The organism is Magnetococcales bacterium, assembly GCA_015228935.1.
Taxonomy (GTDB): domain Bacteria; phylum Pseudomonadota; class Magnetococcia; order Magnetococcales; family DC0425bin3; genus HA3dbin3.
In genome coordinates, this window is the sequence record JADGCO010000098.1 from 1 (window position 1) to 15244 (window position 15244).

The window sequence follows — 15244 nt, forward strand, 5'->3', positions numbered from 1 at the left end:
TTGTTGCTACTTTTGGCGGGGATTTCGGGTTATTTTCAGGTAGCAACGATGATGAGATGATGGCAGGGATCCAATGTATTGTCAAGCAATAGTTGCGATTGATTATCAGTGGGTATCATGCAACCTTGAGATTTGTAATCAGCCGGTTGGGGGTTCGATTCCTCTCGCCAGCTCCAATAAAAACAAATACTTACGGCCACTCGCAAGGTGGCCGTTTTTGTTCGAGGGCCAGGGTCCAATTTTCGCTTGTTTGTCTGAAATCATCGACGAACAGGGTTCCATACGTGTGGCTTGAATGCCATCGGGTTAAGCAGACGGACCGAATCGCCGGACGGGGCAATGACGAAAAGCCCCGATTTCATGGCCAATTTGGCTACCTGATTGGGAATGACCATGGCGGCGACAGCACCCATGATGTGCATTCCGGCGTAGGTTGGGAAAAAAAGCGGCACTCTGGGCAGTTTTTTCAAAAATTTTTTGATGTGTTTTTCGCTCAGTTTGGATTTGGTTTCCACCACGACCAGCAGATGATCGTTGATCACGGTCAGATCCAATTCCAGGCTGTCACCAAAGCGACGGGCAAGGCGGTTTGGACTGACTTCATGGACCGGGATGCCGCGTTCGGCAAACAGGGTTTCACAGGCCGGAGCGACCATGCTTTCCACATACTCTCCCAGACGATTGCCCAGTTCGCCGATCTGTTTGTCCGTCCGGTCCATCTGGGCGTCGAGTCTTTTGCCGCTTTCGGCCAGATCACGTAATTTTGCAGTCAAGTCATCCAGATTTTTTTGGATACGAACATGTTCAGCTTCCGATTTGGCCTGGTTTTCCGTGATCTGGGCCAGGGTTGCCCAAATTCTGTCAATGACGGCTTGCTGGTCCATGGCCTGTTCTCCGGGTCCGATTTTCACTTTTCAATAAAGTTATTGATTGCAGCCACGCACGGTCATGATTCCATATGTGCGGCGCAAATTCCACGAATTTTGCTCCTCGAATCGTTGCAAGGGGTGTCGGAAAACCATCCCATGAAAAATGGGGGATTCTTCCGGTTATTCATTAAAATATATTTTGGCACGTTCCTTGTAAGAATCCCTGTTCAGTAAAACCATTCATTCACGAAAAAATTTTCATGTATGCCAGGATGGAGGGGTCTTCATGACACCATTCAATTCGCCTGTGGCAATCGCACCGGGTGCGAAGGCTGTTCAGAATCGACCACCCGCCGAAAAATCCCTGCCTTCGTCATCGGCGGAACGCTTCAAGGAATATCTGCACCGGGCTGTCAAGGCGGATCGGCAGGATGATGTGCAACAGGATGCACAACGCACGGAAACTCTTCATGACAGGATTCGGGAAGAGTCCATGACTGCCAAGAGATCGACAGAGACGGATCGGGTTGCGGAAACGGATCGTACTCGGGTGCAGCAGCAACAGGCCGCCCGTGACAATGCCCGTCCCGAATCGCCGACAGATGCAAAATCCATGACCTCGGCCAAGGATGCCAAGGGTGCGGCAGGCAGCGAGGGTTCGACAAAGGGGGAGGCAACCAAAGGCGAAAAAACTGCCAGAAATGCGCCACTTCCGGAGATGCCCGGTGTGGCGGCGGCCCCCCTGTTTGTGCCGACCGTGGCCCAGTTTGGGGTGCCACAGGGCGTCCCGAATCCAGCCCTGGGGGGAGCCGTGCCGGGTGGTTTGGCAGGAGCGGGTGGTGATCCCGCCAAACTGGAAGCCTTGCTGTTGGAAGCCCTGGGAGCCAGACAGGGCGGAGGTCCCATGGGTGAGGTCAAGGTGACGCAGGTTGGAAATTTGACGCTGCCGGTGGTGGGAGGAGCCGTAGCCGCAACCGCCGGAAACAATACGGGGTTTGAAATACCTGCCGGCATGACGGCAGCCGTCGATGCCGGCAAGATCGGTGCCGCTGGCATGAAAGCGGATGGTCCAACGCCCCATTTGACCCTGACGGCGACCAAACCGGATTTTGCCCAGGATATGGCCGACAGCATTGGACGTTTGCGCATGATTTCCCGGCCCGGCATGCCCGAGCAGGTGCGCATCACCCTGGATCCACAGGACCTCGGCGAATTGCATGTGCGGTTACAGATGGATAAAAATCAACAGGTTCATGTGACAATCATGGCTGAGACCGATGCGGCCAAAGAGTTGTTGAACCGGGATCTGCCCCAGTTGCGGGATGCCTTTGCCCGCCAGGATCTGGGCTTTGGCGGCCTGACGGTCAATGTGGGAACCAACGCCCGGCAAGGGAGCGATGAACGTTGGCGGGATGGTGCCAGACAGGGATCCGCGAAGGAACAGGATGGTAAAAATGTCCCGGCCCTGGATCCCCTGGCTCTTCGCTCGGCACAGAAAGCCTATACATCGGGTGACACCAACCTGAACCTTTTTGCCTGAACGGCCAAAATTGGTCGGCAAGAGTTGCCCGGACCTGCGCCCGACAGTGTTTCCTCCAGAATAAGACGCATGAAAAGTGGGTATCAAACAATTTTTGGACGATGGATCGGGATGGCATAAAGATTGATAGTAAAATACAAGGGCAAAAAATACCGGAAAAGGAATCACTGGCGGCAAGAAGTGACTGGTTAAGTGGCGGTGATGGGTCCGGTTGGGTGGGTTTCGAAGTGCAAGGAGAGTACGAAATGGAAGCTTCAGGGGCGCTGAGCAGTATTCCCAACTATGATCCAAAAGTGGCAGCAGCCGGAAACAAGTCAGCCGATGCCACAAATGGTGACAAACAGCAGATTGATTTTCTCAAAATGCTTTCGGCCCAGCTCGAATATCAGGACCCGATGGAGCCGATGCAGAATACGGAATTCACGGCACAGATGGCCCAGTTTTCGGCGCTGAGTGAGCAGAAAAAATCCAATACCCTTCTGGAACAGTTGATCAATTCCAAGTCGTCAGACCAGGTGAACCAGGCCGTTTCCTATATTGGCAAGCGGGTATTTGTGTCGGGTGACGGATTTGACGTGCAAGATGGGACAGGTGGGGTACGCTTCGAGTTGCCCAAGGATGCCTCGGCCTCGATCCGGGTATTCGATCCGGGTGGACATCTGGTCAAGGAGGTTCCCTCACGCTCTTTCAGCAAGGGGGAAAATACGGTGGATGTCAATGATCCCCGGTTTGGCCTGCCCCTGCCGGATGGGCAATATAAATTTGCGGTGCAGGTCGAAGGTGACAGCAGCGTGCAGGCAACGCTTCTGCAATCCGGTGTGGTAACGGGTGTGACCCGTCAGGGCACGGGCATACTCCTTGACCTGGATGGCCATACAGTCCCGGTGGATGATGTCCGGCGGGTGGAACAGGTGGGATCCCGCAGTGAACAGATCATGCCCGGCGTCAGCCAAACCACGCCTCAGGTAGAACAAACCCCTGCATCGGTTTTGACGACCGGTTCTTGAGCGATCCGGTGAATTGTTATTGCATATGGATTTCCGGTAGACATCCCCCCCGATCTGCACGGGTTGCATGACAGGACGGTGCCGCTGTTCGGGGTGTGGGTTGGACCAGGAGACGGGTTGTAAACGGTATTTGAACAGGAGATCAGGATGACCATCCACCAAGCCATGTATTCCGGATCGAGTGCGTTGACCAACTATGGTAATGCAATGACCGTCATCGGAAACAACCTGGCCAATGCCAGCACCACGGCCTTCAAGGGGAGTCGGACCACCTTTGAGGATGTTCTCATCCAGACAGTGGGGATCAGCGGTACCCGGTCGGCCACCCAGATTGGCACCGGGGTGGGCATGTCCTCGGTGGATCAGGACATGAACCAGGGATCCATGAACGGCACCACGAGTGTCACGGACATGTCCATCGACGGACGCGGATTTTTTCAGGTGAAATCCAAGCCGTCCGTTGCCGTGCAGGGGGGCGTCGTCACGGCGGTGACGGCGACGGATACCTTCTACACCCGGGCAGGTGACTTCAAGAAAAACAAGGATGGCCTGCTCGTGACCAATGCGGGTCTGGTGTTGCAGGGGTGGAAACTGGACCAGAGCGGGGCGCGGGATGGCAATCTTCAGGATGTCAACCTGACCTCGTTCCAGACCAGCAATCCCAAGGCAACCAGTCTGGTCAAGGTGGGCATGAATCTGAATGCCTCCGTACCGGTCAACACGAAGGTCTACAATCCGGATGATCCCTCCACCTACGATTATGCCACGACGGTACGGGTTTACGACTCCCTGGGCAACGGCCACAATGTGGAACTTCAGTTTCGCAAATCGGGTGACAATACCTGGGAGTGGCACGCCGTGGCCCCTTCCAAGGAACTGGATGCCTCCCAGAAGCAGGCCGGAAAGACCATGACAGCGCTGGATTTGACGACAGGCAATGTCATGGCGGCTCCATCGGGTGCAACCTACAAGGCCGGAACCCTGGTATTCGATACGTTTGGAAAATTGAGTCAGGAAGGTTCGACTCCCATCAGGTTCAAGTTTGCCGGGCAGGGCAGCACAGCGGCGGAGCAGGATGTCCTGTTTGATTTTGGTGGTGCCATCGGAACCAATGGGGATTCCACCAATGATTTTCTTCCTGCCTCGGCGGCTGCCTCAACGGCGGGGACAACGACAGGGACAGGGACAACAACAGCAACGACCACCCCGGCAGCAACGACCACTCCGGCAGCAACGACCACCCCGGCAGCGACGACTACCGGTGCGGCGACTTCGACAGCGGCCACGACGGGTGCGGTTGCCACGATTCTTTATGGTGCTGGAACCGTGAAGGATGATGCCGGCAATATTGGAACGGATGGTACAGTCCAACTGGCCAGTGATTTTACCACGACCAAATTGAGCCAGGATGGTTTCCCTACCGGTTACCTGGAGAGTCTGGCCATCAGCCAGGATGGCAAAATCGTTGGCAACTATTCCAATGGTGACAATCGGGGATTGTTCCAGGTTGCATTGGTGGATTTTGACAACGACCAGGCTCTCGAACAGATCGGGGCCAATCTGTTTGCCGAAACACGCCTTTCCGGCCTGCCCCGGCTGGGAGAACCCCAGAGCGGTCGTCTGGGAGCGATCAAGAATTTTTCTCTCGAACAGTCCAACATTGACTTGTCCGCCGAATTTGTCAACATGATCACGGTACAACGGGCTTTCCAGGCCAACTCACGCATCATCACGGTCACCGATGGCATGATGGAAGAGCTGATTGCCATGAAACGGTAATGGATCAGCCCAACGGGTTTGACATATCGGAACCTGCTGATTTGCCTGGGGTGGCCGAAGCAGGGAAGGAGAATATGCCAGGTCAGGTGGTCCTGGGGTTTTCCGGAAAGCAAGATTTTCAGGGTGAGAAAAAGCGGGTTTGTACCGGTGTTCCTGGTGGGAATCATTGTGAAAGTGGTCCAGGGAATGTCATAGTCACTCAGGACGGCATGGATGCGGCTTGTTTTTTAGTCAAAGGGTATGGTCATGGCAGAAGAAGCGGAACAGGAACAACAGGAAGAAGAAGGTGGTGGCGGTGGCGGCGGCGGTGGCGGCGGTATCGTCAAGATTCTGATCATGGTGATTCCGGCCCTGCTGCTGGGAGCGGGCGGCGGGTATTTTTTTGGTTCCCGAGGCGCTGAAAAACAAGTCAAAGAGGCCGTCACCAAAGAGCCTCAGCCTGAAAAAGCCGCCAAGAGTCCCGGCGAATTGGTCGGGGAAATCTATAAACTGGAACCCTTCGTGGTCAACCTGAATGAACCACGCGGCAATCGCTACCTCAAGACCACGGTCCAGTTGGAAATGAGTGGCGGCGGCCATGGCAAAGAGGGCGAAGCCAAGAAGGAAGAAGGTGGAGGACACGGGGGGGAAGGTGAGAAAAAATCCAGTCCGATCAAGGAAGAACTGGATCGGCGCCAGCCCCAGGTCCGGGATATCATTTTGCAGCTTTTGACCTCCAAGACCACCCAGGAACTCCAGGCCTTGGATGGCAAATTCAAGTTGCGGGAGGAGATCCAGGGGCGACTCAATGCCATCATGATCAATGGGCAGGTTACGTCGGTATATTTTACCGAATTTGTCATACAGTAACACGCAGCGGCAGCCTGGTGGTTGATATCCCATGTCACAAATCCTCTCTACCGAAGAAATCGACGCCCTCATGGGGGCGTTGGATGAAGGGACCATCAACCTGGAGGAGATCGACGAGGATATTCCCGCCGCATCCCAGGAGAAAAAATACAGTGCCTTCGTTTTTGGCCAGAAAACCTCCATACGTGCCGGTGCCCTGCCCGGTCTGGATCTGATCAACGAACATTTGGCATCCCAGCTCTCCTTCAAGCTGACCCAGAAAGTCGGACGGGAAGTCCACGTCCAACCCAAAACCACGATCAACCAGGTGTTCGGGCGCTTCGTGCATGGTCTGACGCCGCCGATCTTCATCAACATTCTGCGCGTGGAACCCTCCCAGGATCTGGCGCTGTTGACCATCGATGGAGATGTGATGTATCGGGTTTTGGAGGGTTTTTTTGGTGGCAGTGGGGAGTCGGAACGTCCGTTTCGCAACTTTTCCTCCTTCGAAATGAAGGTGATCGACCGCATCATGGACGTGACCCGGGAACAGATTGAACTCTCCTGGAAAAAGTTGGATGCCTCGTTCCGTCTGATCCTGACCCGCTGGGAAAATCAGCCCCAGTTTGCCGCCGTCATGCCGATGGATGACAACGTGTTTCTGATCACCTTCGCCGTCGAGGTTGGCGAGGCGGAGGGGTCACTGACCATCTGTTTTCCCTCGGTCATCCTGGAACTGTTCAAGCAACAGCTCAAGGTCGGCTTCCAGCAGAAGGAGGCCGTGGGCGGTGCCTCGACATGGCGGCGTTCCCTGGTTCGCCAGCTTGGTTATGTTCCTCTGCGCCTCGATCCGGTCATCGATCATGTCTCCATGTCCATGCGCGATATGCTCAACCTCAAACCCGGTGATGTCATCATGCTCAATACGGATTTGAGCGAAGAGGTGGATATCGATATCGGTGGTGTCACCAAATATGCGGCGGTGGCCGGGGTCGTGGATGGCAAGCGCGCCCTGCGGGTGACCAGGATCGTGAAGGAAAAAGAGGAGTGATACAAACAGGTTAACTGTTCAGGAGTGTGGGCATTATGGAAGAGGACCTCGATTTTCCGGATGACAATCTGGCAGGAGGAGTGGGCCCCGGCGGCGATGGCAACATTCCCAGTCCCCTGGGCAGCAGCCTGAACTGGCAGGAGTTGGCCGGAGAAGGGGGAGGAGATGCCAAACCCGACGATGATAAAGGCGGCATTCCCCCCAATCTGGAACTGCTCATGGATGTGCCGCTGGACATCTCCGTCCGGTTGGGCAGCGTCCACATGCAGATTCGCAATCTGCTGCGTCTGAACAAGGGATCCCTGGTCGAACTGGAAAAAGAAGCCGACGATCCCCTGGAAATCTACGTCAATGATCGACTCCTGGCCTATGGCGAGGTGGTCATGATCAAGGAAAAACTCGGTATCCGCATCACCGATATCGTCTCCCTGGAAGAGCGTTTGGAGAATTTGCGCTGATGGACCGTCGGTGGCGGATGATGTTGCAGGTTGCCGGGTTCGTGCTGTTGATCGCCGGTCTGCTCTGGATCCCGATTGTCTGGGCAGAAGCAACCGGAGAGGGGGTCGTTGCATCCGGAGAGGGAAGTGTCGATTTTGTCGGCGAGATGATTCGCATCCTTGGCTTTTTGGCCGTTTTGGTGGCATTGTCTGTACTGGCCGTGCGGGTGGGAAAGCGCCTGGAACCACGCTGGAACAGCGGCACGGTGCAACTGCTGGGTACCCGAACCCTGGCCCCGGGCGTGGGAGTCCGGTTGATCCGGGTCGGGTCGAGAGCCTGGTTGCTCGGTGTCACCCGGGAGCGGGTCTCCCTGCTGGCAGAGCTGGGAGAACAGGATCTGCCCCCCTCGAAGGAATCGTCGCCGTGAGTGTCGGCAAACGCCATTTCAAAATCATCAGCGTCCTTTTTCTTTTGATACTGGGCGGAGGGGTGGGAGCTGCCGTAGCGGCGGATCTGACCTTCCCGGCCATCACCTTCTCCTCGGGTGGCAAGGCGGATCCAGGTCAGGTCGGGGTCGGGCTGCAAATCCTGGCCATGATGACCCTCTTTTCGTTGGCCCCGGCCATGCTCGTCATGATGACCTCGTTTACCCGGGTGATCGTGGTCATGTCTTTCGTGCGGCAGGCCATGGGCTTGCAGGGACAACCCCCCAACCAGGTCCTGGTGGCGCTCGCCCTGTTCGTCACCTTCTTTGTCATGGGACCGGTCTTCGACCGGGTCTGGGACGAGGCCCTGAATCCCTACCTGGACAAAAAACTGAGTGAATCCGCAGCCATCGAGCGGGCATCCGTACCCATTCGCGGTTTCATGTTGCGGCAGACCCGGGAAAAGGATCTGGCCCTGTTCATGCGGCTGGCCGGCATGCCCAAGACCCAGAAGCCCCAGGATGTTCCCATCCGGCTCCTCATTCCCGCCTTCATGGTCTCGGAATTGAAAACCGCCTTCCAGATCGGTTTCATGATCTATCTGCCGTTTCTCATCATCGACATGGTGGTGGCCAGCGTGGTCATGTCCATGGGCATGATGATGTTGCCACCTCTGGTGATTTCCATGCCGGTCAAGTTGATCCTGTTCGTGCTGGTGGACGGCTGGTCCCTGGTGGTCGGTTCCCTGGTGCAATCATTCCGATAGGATAGACACATGATTTATGGTGGTGGTCCACAATCTCCCCTGGATGAGTCACCGGTGGTGGTTTTGCCGATTCCTTATGGGGCCACCCTGACCTATCGGGCCGGGGCCGCCGATGGCCCGGCTGCCTTGCTGGCCGCCTCCGCCCAGATGGAACTGTTCGATGACGAACTCGGCGAGGAGATCATCCAGGCCGGCATTCATACCGCGCCCACCGTGGAACCCAACCTGGCCAGCCCGGAAGCGATGATGGCAACCATTCGTCAGGCAGCATTGCCGCATCTTCAGGCCGGGCGGTTTTTGGCGGCGATTGGCGGGGATCATTCCATCACCGTTGGCCTGTTGCAGGCCTTTTGTGACCATTTTGGCACCGGGTTTTCCGTCCTGCAACTCGACGCCCATGCCGATTTGCGGGAGAGCTATCATGGCACGCCGCTGTCGCATGCCTGCGTCATGCACAACGTGGCCGGCATGGGATTGCCGTTTGTCCAGGTGGGCATTCGTTCCCTGAGCGAGCCGGAGTGGAACCTGATCCGGCAACGCGGTTGGGGAGACCGCATTTTTTGGGCACGGGACATCGTGCCCGCTGCCCAGCGCCAGGATGAGGCCTGGATGGCCAGGGTCGTGGAACAACTGGCCCCGCTGGTCTATGTCACCCTGGATCTCGATGCCCTGGATCCGGCCATCATGCCGGCAGTGGGGACCCCTGAACCGGGCGGGCTGGATTATTATACCGTCTTGCGTCTCCTGCGGCGGGTGACCCGGGAAAGACGGGTTGTGGGTTTTGACATCAACGAATTGTCCCCGCTCCCGGGGCAACCGGCGGGAGAGTTCATGGCCTCCCGGATTCTTTACAAAATGATTGGTTATGTTAAATCATCCGCACCCCCGGATTGAGCGGTTGACGGTCAAAAACTACCGTGCCCTGCGAAATGTAACCTTCAATAATCTGCAAGCTCTGACCGTTTTATTGGGTCCCAATGGCAGTGGTAAATCCACCCTATTCGATGTGTTTGCCTTCCTTTCTGAATGTTTTCAGGATGGCGGCCTGCGTCGTGCCTGGGAGAGGCGCGGACGCTTCAAAGAGCTGCGCAGTCGGGATCAGGAAGGCACGATCACCATCGAATTTGCTTATCGCGAACAGGCAGATGCCCGCAACATCAAGTATCCCTTGATTACCTATCACCTGGAAATTCAAGAAGAAGACAATCGTCCGGTCGTGGCGTTGGAATGGATGCGCTGGAGACGGCAACATTCGGGAGCGCCGTTTTATTTTCTTGAGTTCAGGCATGGACGGGGCAGAGTGATCAGCGGCGAACAGCCGGAGGCAACCGACCAGAAAATGGTTGCGGATCTGAAATCCTCCGATCTGTTGGCTGTTGGAACGCTGGGCAATCTGGCAGAAAATCCCCGGGTGATGGCACTCAAGGAGTTTATCACTGGTTGGCATCTCTCCTGCCTGTCAGCCAACAATGCCCGGGTCATTCCCGACGCCGGGCCGATGGAAAAATTGTCTCCCAGTGGTGACAATCTGGCCAATGTCATTCAACACCTCAAGGAGCGGTTTCCGGAACGATTGTTGATCATAGAAGCCAGTTTGCGTCGCCGGGTGCCGCGTTTGGAAGGGATTGATGCCTCTTTGCTCGATTCGGGTCATTTGTTGCTCAAGGTGAAAGATGCCCCTTTTTCGACCGGTGTACAGGCGAAATACATTTCCGATGGCACTCTCAAAATGTTGGCCTATCTTGTTTTACTCAATGACCCAGATCCCTCCCCCCTGATCGGACTGGAAGAGCCGGAAAATTTTTTGCATCCTAAACTGCTGCTTGAACTGGCCGAAGAGTGCAATCAGGTTTCCGGTCGTTCCCAAATGTTGGTCACGACCCATTCACCTTTTTTCATGAATGGCATGCGGCCAGAACAGGTGTGGGCCTTGGGTCGGGGTGATGATGGTTACACCCTGGTCAAACGGGCAGCCGACATGCCCGTTGTCAACGAAATGATGCATGCTGGTGCCAAGTTGGGGGATCTCTGGATGGAGGGTTATCTCAGTTGGCACTCTGACCTTTTTCCTCTTGTTTGACTTCCGGTTCGAATTGCGTCTATGTTCATGGTGTCCTGATCAACAGCAGCCAGGGGAGATAGACAAGCGTGCGTTACATCAGTACCCGTGGGGGCGTGCAACCAGTTGGTTTTGCCGAGGCGGTCATGATGGGTCTGGCCACGGACGGCGGTCTGCTCCTGCCGGAGCGTATCCCGACCATCGCTGCCCCAACCTGGCGACAGTGGGCCACGCTCTCCTTCCAGGATCTGGCCATGGAAGTGATGGCTCCCTTTGTCGGTGAGGCCATTCCTGCTGCCGACCTGCAAAATCTCATCACCCGTTCCTATGCCACCTTCTCCCACCCGGACATCACCCCGGTGGTGACCGTGGGTTCGCGTCATGTCCTGGAACTGTTTCACGGTCCGACCCTGGCTTTCAAGGATGTGGCCCTCCAGTTTCTGGGCAACCTGTTTGCCTACCTTCTGGCGCGCAGTGGCGGACGGTTGAATATTCTGGGGGCCACCTCCGGGGATACCGGTTCCGCCGCCATCCATGGCGTGCGCGGCAAGGAACGCATCCATATTTTCATCATTCACCCGCATGGCCGGGTCTCGCCGATCCAGGAACGCCAGATGACCACGGTCCTGGATGCCAACGTCCACAACATTGCCGTCCAGGGGGATTTTGACGATGGACAACGCATCGTCAAGGCCCTGTTCAACGACCTGGAGTTCAAGAATGCCTTTCAGCTCGGGGCCGTCAACTCCATCAACTGGGCACGCATTCTGGCGCAGATTGTCTACTATGTGTATGCCTGGGGCCGGGTCAGCGGCGGCGATACGGGACGGGCGGTGACCTTTTCCGTTCCGACCGGAAATTTCGGGGATATTTTTGCCGGCTACATGGCCCGTCGCATGGGATTGCCGATCCGGCGTCTCATTCTGGCCACCAACCGCAATGACATTCTGACCCGCTTCATGGCCACCGGTGTCTATCAAACGGGTCAGGTCATGCCGACCATCAGTCCCTCCATGGACATTCAGGTTTCGTCCAATTTTGAGCGGTATCTCTATTATCTCTTCGCTGCCGATACGGCGCGGGTACGTACCAGCATGGAGAGTCTGGCCCGCACGGGACGGTTTCAGGTCACGGCTGCCGAACAGGCCACCGCAGCCCGGGAATTTCCGGCCATGGCCGCCTCGGAAACAGCCACCACGCAGCAGATTCGTGACACCTTTGCCCGGTATCGCTATCTGCTCGATCCGCATACGGCGGTCGGCTTTCATGCGGCGCAGGCCGAAGAGGGACCGGTCGTTTGTCTGGCCACAGCCCACCCGGCCAAGTTTGCCGATGCGGTCGCCCAGGCCATCGGCCACCCGCCGGAACTGCCTGCCGCATTTGCCGGCATCATGGATCTTCCCACCCGGTGTCAGGTCCTGCCGGCGGATGCGGATGCCGTGCGTCGCTTCATGGCAGAGACCATGGAAAAGGAATGAAAGCAGATCAACAAAAAAACCTGAACGCCGACACGTGGCCCGTATTGCTGGTTGACGATGAGGCGGACTTGCTGTTCACGACGAGACTTGTCCTGGAAAAGGCGGGCTTGAATCCGATAGAAACGCTGTCGGACAGCCGGGATGTGATGCATTTTCTGGAGCAGGTGCAGGGGCAGGTCGCGGTTGTGGTGCTGGATCTGTATATGCCCAATATTTCAGGAAAGATGCTTCTCGAACAGATCCGGAAGCTTTATCCGGAGATTCCGGTCATCATCATGACCGCAGCCCAGCAGGTCGAAAATGCCGTGGTTTGCATGAAGATGGGTGCCCTGGACTATCTGGTGAAACCCGTGGAGGTGAACCGCCTGGTTTCCAGTGTTGCCCGGCATGTCGAACTGACCCGGCTGAAATCCAGTGTGACAAGTTTGAAAAATGCCCTTTTGGAGGGACAGCTTCAACGTCCGGAAATGTTTGCGGATCTCATTTTTTGTTCGCCGCGCATGTCAGCCACCATGCAATATCTCGAAACAATAGCACAATCCAGGGAGCCGGTATTGCTGTTGGGGGAGACGGGTGTCGGCAAGGGTCTTGCGGCCAGGATTTTGCATTGTCTTGGTGATTTCAAAGTGCCTCTGGTGACTGTCAATGTCGGCGGACTGGACGACAATGTGTTTTCCGATACCTTGTTCGGTCACATCAAGGGTGCTTTTACCGGAGCGGATGGTCATCGCAATGGAATGATTGCCATGGCCAAGGGGAGTATCTTGTTTTTGGATGAAATTGGTGATCTTTCCGAGTTGTCCCAAATCAAACTGTTGCAACTCCTCGAAGAGGGTACTTATTCACCGTTGGGAAATGACAGCACCTATTCCTGTGATGCGCGTATTGTTTGTGCCACCAACCGTGATTTGGCTGTGTTGGTCAAGAAGGGGCTTTTCCGATCCGATCTTTACTATCGGCTCAAGGTGCATCAGGTGCGGATTCCCTCGCTGCGGGAACGCAGGGAGGATATTGAGCCGCTGACACGCCATTTTTTGGACAAGTTGGCGAAAAGCCACGGCAAACCCACGCCAACCCCACCTTCGGAGTTGTTCACACTCCTCGCCACTTATCATTTTCCCGGCAATGTGCGAGAATTGCGTGCCATGGTCAATGAAGCGGTGGTTCGTCATAAAAAAGGGGTTCTTTCCCTGGCCGTATTTCGGGAGTTTATGGGCGATCAGACCCTTGACCCGTCCGGTGATACCCCAGGTTTGTCCGGTGAGAGCAAGCTTGCCATTCTGGGCGAATTTCCGACTTTGGATGAGGCAAAATTATTTTTGATTCAGGAAGCGTTGCGTCGTGCCCATGGCAATCAAGGCATTGCGGCATCCATGTTGGGTATTTCGCGACGCGCCTTGAACGGCAGGCTGTCACGTCTTCATCCCGACTCTGACTGACACGTTTCATAAAAAGTTACAAGTAAAATTTACAGCCTGTTCATGTGGAACTATTTTGGATCCGCTTGGTCTATGGTAAAAGAACTGGTTGCATATACGGGCACATTGGGTGTCATGGGTGTTTTGTGCGTGACGTGAGGGGATCGCGAATTGTTTGTAAGCACCTCGGAGTTCGGCTGAAAGGGTGTACCGTTTCTTCCTGTTTGGAATGAAATGGTACATGTGTTGTAATGCGTTGTAAATATTCGAATAATTCGTTGGATGTTATCGAATTGTTGCTGTTTATCTACATAAGTGGTGTACCATTTTCTGTTTTTGAAGGGAAATTTTATAATAAGAAACACGTTGAATATTATAGTGTTTCACAAAGGTAAGACGTATTTTTGAGTGCGGCACGTTATATGCTCTACAGTATGTGGTGGTCGGTTGAAGCCAACAGAGGGGGGCATGTTTTGTAAATATTGGGGTACTTATTTATGATACGTAAAAAGAGTTGTGTACTGACCGATGAGACATCTCCACATTGTTATTGCAATGAAATGATCTATAATGTCCTTGATATTTCTGCCGATGGCATGGCTTTGGTTTCTAGACGAGGACGATTTCTGAAGGTCAATCGGGCTTTATCCGCCATGACGGGTTATAGAGAAAAAGAGTTGTTATCTATTGATTTTCAATCTATTACCCATAAGGATGATCTGGATGCCGAACAGGTTTATCTGAGACGAATGCAAAAAAAAGTCGATTCGACTTATCAATTGAGGAAGCGCCTTTTGCATAAAATGGGTCATGTCATCTGGGTGCAAGCTCATGTTTCTGCGGTTTTGGATGGATATGGCAATAAAAATAATTTTGTTTTACATTACAAGAAAGTCGATGTCCGAAGAAATAACGGTGCAAAGCCACAAAAATCCACGAACCAATTGGCGTTGGAAGGTTCCTCGGTCTACAACAACAAACCGGCATCCAAAGAATCTCGTTTCAATTTGTTCTTTAATACTATTGCCAGCAGTGCTCTGTTCAGTACCCTGATGGAGGATGAAGGCGAACAGGAGCAGATGGAAAAGCGGGTCATGCATTTGGTCCAATTGGCTATGGCTGGGGAATTGTCAGCCAATATGATACATGAAGTCAATAACATTAACAGTTCCATAAATTATTCTGTCACCATATTGGAGGATGTCTGGCATGATATCAAATCAATTCTGGAACAGTATGCAGAGAAGTACGGTGATTTCATACTGGGCGGATTTCCATTTTCCAAAATGCGTGGGCGTATTCCGGAGCTTTTATCTCTTGCACAGGGAAATTCCCGACGCATCCATGAAATTATTAATTTAATCAAAATTTTATCACGACCGAATCGACCAGACCAGGATGGTGCCGATGATGTGGATATCAACGCGGTTGTGAAAAATGTTGCGCTGATCCTGGAAAATATGATTAAAAAATATACCGATCATTTTGATCTGTTTTTGGCTGAATGCAACCCGATTGTCATTGGTTCTTCTCAACCCATGTTCGTCATCTGTAGTGCAAAATCTGATTTATTTCAATATTTTACT

The 15244-nt window shown here is 54.3% G+C and carries 14 protein-coding genes; 13 read left to right on the top strand and 1 reads right to left on the bottom strand.

Translation table 11 applies throughout. From position 1 onward, the window contains the following. Positions 1-260 precede the first annotated feature (260 nt). A complete protein-coding gene (locus tag HQL65_17235) occupies positions 261-884 on the bottom strand; it encodes a hypothetical protein (protein ID MBF0137978.1) in 624 nt (207 codons plus the stop codon). 271 nt (positions 885-1155) lie between these two features. Here HQL65_17235 and HQL65_17240 point away from each other — a divergent pair, with 271 nt between their 5' ends. From HQL65_17240 to HQL65_17300, 13 genes are all read left to right on the top strand, one after another. After that, positions 1156-2409, top strand: a complete 1254-nt coding sequence (locus HQL65_17240; GenBank protein ID MBF0137979.1) for a flagellar hook-length control protein FliK — start codon at positions 1156-1158, stop codon at positions 2407-2409. A gap of 245 nt (positions 2410-2654) precedes the next feature. Beyond that, a complete protein-coding gene (locus HQL65_17245) occupies positions 2655-3416 on the top strand; it encodes a hypothetical protein (GenBank protein MBF0137980.1) in 762 nt (253 codons plus the stop codon). A 147-nt stretch (positions 3417-3563) separates the two neighbouring features. Beyond that, positions 3564-5195, top strand: a complete 1632-nt coding sequence (locus HQL65_17250; protein MBF0137981.1) for a flagellar hook protein FlgE — start codon at positions 3564-3566, stop codon at positions 5193-5195. A 246-nt stretch (positions 5196-5441) separates the two neighbouring features. Continuing rightward, entirely contained in the window at positions 5442-6044 is a 603-nt protein-coding gene (locus HQL65_17255) for a flagellar basal body-associated FliL family protein (protein ID MBF0137982.1), read from the top strand. Between the two features lie 31 nt (positions 6045-6075). Further along, positions 6076-7074 carry a flagellar motor switch protein FliM gene (gene fliM / locus HQL65_17260; protein ID MBF0137983.1) on the top strand — a complete coding sequence of 333 codons (999 nt, stop codon included), beginning with the start codon at positions 6076-6078 and terminating at the stop codon, positions 7072-7074. A 35-nt stretch (positions 7075-7109) separates the two neighbouring features. Continuing rightward, positions 7110-7532 (top strand): flagellar motor switch protein FliN, encoded by a 423-nt coding sequence (gene fliN, locus HQL65_17265; GenBank protein MBF0137984.1) that lies wholly within the window; start codon positions 7110-7112, stop codon positions 7530-7532. Continuing rightward, entirely contained in the window at positions 7532-7939 is a 408-nt protein-coding gene (locus HQL65_17270) for a FliO/MopB family protein (protein ID MBF0137985.1), read from the top strand. The genes fliN and HQL65_17270 overlap by 1 nt, the downstream gene beginning before the upstream one ends. A 167-nt stretch (positions 7940-8106) precedes the next feature. Beyond that, positions 8107-8703 carry a flagellar type III secretion system pore protein FliP gene (gene fliP, locus HQL65_17275; protein ID MBF0137986.1) on the top strand — a complete coding sequence of 199 codons (597 nt, stop codon included), beginning with the start codon at positions 8107-8109 and terminating at the stop codon, positions 8701-8703. Positions 8704-8712: 9 nt separating this feature from the next. Beyond that, positions 8713-9597, top strand: coding sequence for an agmatinase (speB, locus tag HQL65_17280; GenBank protein MBF0137987.1), 885 nt, complete (start codon positions 8713-8715; stop codon positions 9595-9597). Then, positions 9569-10783 (top strand): AAA family ATPase, encoded by a 1215-nt coding sequence (locus tag HQL65_17285; protein ID MBF0137988.1) that lies wholly within the window; start codon positions 9569-9571, stop codon positions 10781-10783. The genes speB and HQL65_17285 overlap by 29 nt, the downstream gene beginning before the upstream one ends. 68 nt (positions 10784-10851) lie before the next feature. Further along, a complete protein-coding gene (locus tag HQL65_17290; GenBank protein MBF0137989.1) occupies positions 10852-12240 on the top strand; it encodes a threonine synthase in 1389 nt (462 codons plus the stop codon). Further along, entirely contained in the window at positions 12237-13679 is a 1443-nt protein-coding gene (locus tag HQL65_17295; GenBank protein ID MBF0137990.1) for a sigma-54-dependent Fis family transcriptional regulator, read from the top strand. Before HQL65_17290 ends, HQL65_17295 begins: the two co-directional genes overlap by 4 nt. A 476-nt stretch (positions 13680-14155) precedes the next feature. After that, positions 14156-15244, top strand: a 1089-nt coding sequence (locus HQL65_17300) for a PAS domain S-box protein (GenBank protein MBF0137991.1), incomplete at its 3' end; no start/stop codon positions are given.

Excerpts from the sequence above, each read along its gene's own strand:
- HQL65_17235 (MBF0137978.1), bottom strand. The coding sequence starts at position 884 with ATGGACCAGCAAGCCGTCATTGACAGAATTTGGGCAACCCTGGCCCAG.
- HQL65_17240 (MBF0137979.1), top strand. The coding sequence starts at position 1,156 with ATGACACCATTCAATTCGCCTGTGGCAATCGCACCGGGTGCGAAGGCT.
- HQL65_17245 (MBF0137980.1), top strand. The coding sequence starts at position 2,655 with ATGGAAGCTTCAGGGGCGCTGAGCAGTATTCCCAACTATGATCCAAAA.
- HQL65_17250 (MBF0137981.1), top strand. The coding sequence starts at position 3,564 with ATGACCATCCACCAAGCCATGTATTCCGGATCGAGTGCGTTGACCAAC.
- HQL65_17255 (MBF0137982.1), top strand. The coding sequence starts at position 5,442 with ATGGCAGAAGAAGCGGAACAGGAACAACAGGAAGAAGAAGGTGGTGGC.
- fliM (MBF0137983.1), top strand. The coding sequence starts at position 6,076 with ATGTCACAAATCCTCTCTACCGAAGAAATCGACGCCCTCATGGGGGCG.
- fliN (MBF0137984.1), top strand. The coding sequence starts at position 7,110 with ATGGAAGAGGACCTCGATTTTCCGGATGACAATCTGGCAGGAGGAGTG.
- HQL65_17270 (MBF0137985.1), top strand. The coding sequence starts at position 7,532 with ATGGACCGTCGGTGGCGGATGATGTTGCAGGTTGCCGGGTTCGTGCTG.
- fliP (MBF0137986.1), top strand. The coding sequence starts at position 8,107 with ATGATGACCCTCTTTTCGTTGGCCCCGGCCATGCTCGTCATGATGACC.
- speB (MBF0137987.1), top strand. The coding sequence starts at position 8,713 with ATGATTTATGGTGGTGGTCCACAATCTCCCCTGGATGAGTCACCGGTG.
- HQL65_17285 (MBF0137988.1), top strand. The coding sequence starts at position 9,569 with ATGTTAAATCATCCGCACCCCCGGATTGAGCGGTTGACGGTCAAAAAC.
- HQL65_17295 (MBF0137990.1), top strand. The coding sequence starts at position 12,237 with ATGAAAGCAGATCAACAAAAAAACCTGAACGCCGACACGTGGCCCGTA.